Source organism: Olivibacter sp. 47 (assembly GCF_030372825.1).
In the GTDB taxonomy this organism is placed as follows: domain Bacteria; phylum Bacteroidota; class Bacteroidia; order Sphingobacteriales; family Sphingobacteriaceae; genus Olivibacter; species Olivibacter oleidegradans.
In genome coordinates this window covers 1-4,247 of sequence record NZ_JAUCNR010000003.1, presented here as the reverse complement: position 1 = coordinate 4,247, position 4,247 = coordinate 1, and the positions used below count along the sequence as shown (strand labels likewise).

At 40.2% G+C, this 4,247-nt stretch carries 4 protein-coding genes; 2 read left to right on the top strand and 2 right to left on the bottom strand.

The genetic code is table 11. The annotated features are described in order from the left end of the window. Nucleotides 1-445 precede the first annotated feature (445 nt). The gene (locus QT327_RS27980) at nt 446-2,359 is read left to right on the top strand and encodes a putative phage tail protein (protein ID WP_289554476.1); all 1,914 of its coding nucleotides are present in this window, start codon (nt 446-448) and stop codon (nt 2,357-2,359) included. A 186-nt stretch (nt 2,360-2,545) separates the two neighbouring features. Next, nucleotides 2,546-2,791: a helix-turn-helix domain-containing protein gene (locus QT327_RS27975; RefSeq protein ID WP_289554477.1), complete on the top strand. Its 246-nt coding sequence runs from the start codon at nt 2,546-2,548 to the stop codon at nt 2,789-2,791. Nucleotides 2,792-2,967: 176 nt separating this feature from the next. Here QT327_RS27975 and QT327_RS27970 read toward each other — a convergent pair whose 3' ends face one another. Together QT327_RS27970 and QT327_RS27965 are read right to left on the bottom strand one after the other, a co-directional pair. After that, nucleotides 2,968-3,108: a hypothetical protein gene (locus QT327_RS27970; RefSeq protein WP_289554474.1), complete on the bottom strand. Its 141-nt coding sequence runs from the start codon at nt 3,106-3,108 to the stop codon at nt 2,968-2,970. Nucleotides 3,109-3,448: 340 nt separating this feature from the next. Continuing rightward, nucleotides 3,449-4,247 (bottom strand): M91 family zinc metallopeptidase (locus QT327_RS27965; protein ID WP_289554472.1); only part of this gene is annotated, 799 nt, incomplete at its 5' end.

Sequence of the window (4,247 nt, the reverse complement as noted above, 5' to 3'; positions counted from 1 at the left end):
CCGATCACCGGGTCATAGAACCTTGCGCCGTAGTCGTACTGCCCCAGCCCATCCTGTAATTATTCGGTAGTGATTACTCTTTCATTCGTCCTCATGAACCGTAAAATGGTTTCCTGCCCATTGTAAAGATAGTTATTTTTTACGCCCGATACATAACTGGTGAAAGTGAGCCCGAAGTGGTACTAGTCATCGTGCCGGATCTCCCTTCGCTGCCCAAGTGGTCCGTCAGCGTATATTCGTACACATAGGTGCCGTTGCTGTTGTATATCCGACCTTCTTCCGTCTTTATGAAGTCAATGGCCTTGCTCTTAAAGAGTACTTCGAAAATTTGCCATTTACTCTTATCTTTATAGAACTTATAAAATACATGTAAACGTTAAAGTACCATATTATAAACAGCTCTAAAGTTATTGGGCAATATACTTCATTTCTATTAAACTGATAATTGAATGGTTATTTCATCTATTTCTGCATTAAAGACTACGGCCGGTCTGGCTCCCTGAGCTTTTGCCACGTATTAGGTTACCATACTAAGGCGGATGGTGGTGGCGGGGGGTTCTTTTGGGACCCTTCAAGTACAGAGCCGGACGACGGCGGCACCATTTTTCAAGTAAGTGGCATAGTGACTGGAAGATGGAAAAGGTTACTCATTGACTCGACCATAAACATACGGTGGTTTGGAGCTAAAGGAGATGGCTTACATGACGACGCTCCTTTTATCCGTTCATCAATAAATTACCTTAGAAAAGTTGGCGGTGGAATACTCGATTTTCCGTTAGCAACCTATTATTTAAATAGTGTTGAAACTCCACTTCCGTATGAAAGCGCTTCTCCCATCATACGTATACCAAATATACCGATTATATTGAACTGTAACGGCTGTACATTCAAGGCTGGAAATAAGCTTCATAAGTTGTGTTTTATACAAACAACTTTTGGAGCCTCCAGTCCGTTTAAACTGCTAGGAAAACCAAACTTTGAAGGTACGGGGAACGATGGTGGAAGCAACTATGCTCTTATTGACGGCATTGTTCTTAACGGTTCAAGTAACGGAATCCTAGATGTCGGCGTAATAAATAAGACTAAACGACATGGCATTTATATTATGTGCAATGCCCGATTTAATACTATAAATATCGAAACCATTTCCAATACTAACCGGGAAATGCTTGGAGTGGGTGTCCAACTTGAAGGGGCAAGTTTTAATAAGATTCATGTTCGAAATATTTTAAATGTTGGAGCAAATGCGGTTGACTTTAATACATGGGTACCACATAATCCGCTTTATCCAGCGTCTCCGTACATGGATTCTCCCTACCCCGCCGCACGAACATATAATTCGTCTCACAATATTCTAAAGTGTGATCTAATAGACGGTACAGGGATTAACAACTCAGCCTCTTATAACCCTAATGACGATTATTTTGCACTAAATTGTATTCAAGAAAGTAATCATAATTGTTTTGAATTCCTGGAAATCAAAAACGTTCGGCCAGATAATGGTACAATACCACCAGCTCTAAGTTCTTATCTGGCATGTTTTAGGCTGTGGGCTTGCAAAGCGAATAACCTACAGGCTAAAATTATCGATCTGGTCGGTCACTTGGAAAATGGAAAGCACCAAGGAGATTTGATTAGGATCACCGCTGCTTCTGACAATATCGTTCACATAGATACAGCCTCGCAGTTCAGAAATATCTTAAGAAATGATAATGAAACCCAAAACGATTCGAGCGGTAATTATCTGAGTTTAAAGAACTCGGTAAATGAACTACCTGAGAACTTAACAAGGGGGCTATCACTTAAATTTATTCAAAAGGAAAGCGCAACAAATAGTAACACCGGGGTGCTAAGTGGTTTTAAAGTAGATTATGGAATCACTATCGATTTAATACAAGGTTCTTTTCGTATTTCTACCGACGGTAGCGGTTATAAAAGTATAAGAAAAACGATTACCGGATTTAACGCGGACTTTTTGTTATTCAAGTTCACTTACAGAGCTTCCGCTTCTATCCAAGGTTCGAATCCGGTCGTTAATATACAAGCCCATAATTTTCCTCAAATTTCTTTAATAAAAGATGAAAACTGGCATACCACAACCTTTATAATCAGAAGGGATGATATTGGTAGGGACCTATTTTTGTCGCCGAGCAACTCTGCGGTCGGGACTGGAGCTGGAAGCTGGTTAGAATTACGTGACTTATGTTTTATTAGCCCGGATGGGAGTATCCATAGAGATAGCTCACCGACAAAAGGATACATCAACGCTGTACCAACGATCGGGACTTTCGAAGTTGGGGATGAAATCTTTTCCGATAAACATTTTTGGTACAATGGAAACAGTTGGATAACTGCGTAACCTTTAAGGTGAAGCGCATCTAACGCATTACCTTTGAGACGAATTCATCTAAGCTTTATTTCGCATTAATTCTATATAATATAGCATTAACGACTGGTAGATATGACTTTTGAACAACGGCTCACCGCATTGAGAAAGGCAAAGAAGCTCTCACAGAGTGATCTTAGAAGATAAACACTTCAAGCGATATCCGTAGGACACTACGAACGTGACGAGGTGACGCCTTCGGTGGAAGTGGCCTCCAAGCTGGCCGATGCGCTAAGTGTGTCACTGGATTACCTTTCCGGTAACACCGATACCGAACTCGACAGCGCAACTCTTGGCAGGATCAGGGAGATCTCCGTCATGCCCGAAGAGGACAGGAAACAGGTGTTCCTCGTCGTTGATGCTTTGATCAGGGATTTTAAGGCAAGAAAGGCCTATGCGCAATAAAAAAAGCCCCGACGGTTGCCGAGGCTATATTTTTGTACATTTTGTTTTATCAAAAGGTCATCACACTCTGGATTATTTTTCTGTTTTGCAATAATGTTCTTTCCATCGAACTCATAAGCTATTACTGTACAATGCTGAGCCTTTTTGGTTGTTTAGATTTTTACATCCATACGATCTTACGCAGAACCATTAATGATTAAGTCAAACACCTCCCCTTTATCAAGATTGACTTTTATGTTCCAATAGTGACTACATCCATCCAGAGGCGTTACTATATCTTTCGGCAATCGCTCTTCATCATTCATACTTGTTTCCATATAAAGTTTATCCAAACAACCCTTTCCCCGTTCTTAGTGACAAAGCCAACATATTGTCTAACATACTTTTTAAGGTTTTTGTGTATTACCGGACATTCACCACCTTGGTTTTCTAAAGAAACATTCATACTCTTTAAACGATCTTTTATTAGGCTCTCCACCAAGAAAACATCTTGTTTATTAGGAGTATACCTCTTAGATTGGTCATCAATGTTCATTAGAACAAAATGCTCTTTATCGAACACATATCCTTTGAACCCTTTACCCTTTATTAAGCAAGAGGGTTGTATATTAACAGTAAACACGAAGGTCAATATATTTAACAACAATAGTTTCATATTTAGCGAACTTGGTAGTTAATTGGTTTATTATTCACATCCAATAATCTTGGACCTGTTGGCAGAGGCCCGTTAGGGGTCTGCTGAATTCCGTAATGCGTCCTCAAAGGTAAACCGGATTGGCCACGCACCGTATTCTCGTAATAAACAGCGCGCCATTCAGCTTTGAGCAATCCCTGATAAGTACTCTGATAAGTAATCCCTGTCGTGGCACCGGTATAGTTTTGGCCGTAATACAATACACCTTGATTTGAATCCCTCCCATGAAACATTTCGTGAGCTAAACCAATATAAGAAGGCCGATTTATATTACTTGCAGTATTGAGCCCACTGGTACCTGAACTCGGATTAAAATTTATAGTGCCTCCCGAACCTAAAGAACTCGTGCTATTTCCTGAAGCAGCCTGTATTTCCGGTATGTTGGCAAACGAAGCTGGAGTGTTATCCGGAACAAAAGAGTTAGACGAACTTTTTACTATAGTGAAATTATTCTTAGAACCTTCAAGTTCAGAAATCATCGCAGAGCCTTCTTTTCCTGCACTAATTTTACCTAAAGCATTTACGGTTTGCTTTAAAAAGCCTTTGACCTTTCCGGTATATTCTGAACCGTTTTGATATAGCTTACCACTTTGATACAAATAATCTTGGCCTTTATGACTTATAAGAAGAGAATCGCCATTGACATCAATATATTTAATGGGGTTGAGAGCTCCGTACTGATATGGCGTCATATCATAATATTTCTCGGAAAACCTGTCTATCGTCCCGAAACGCCCTATCACCGGATCATAGAACCTTGCC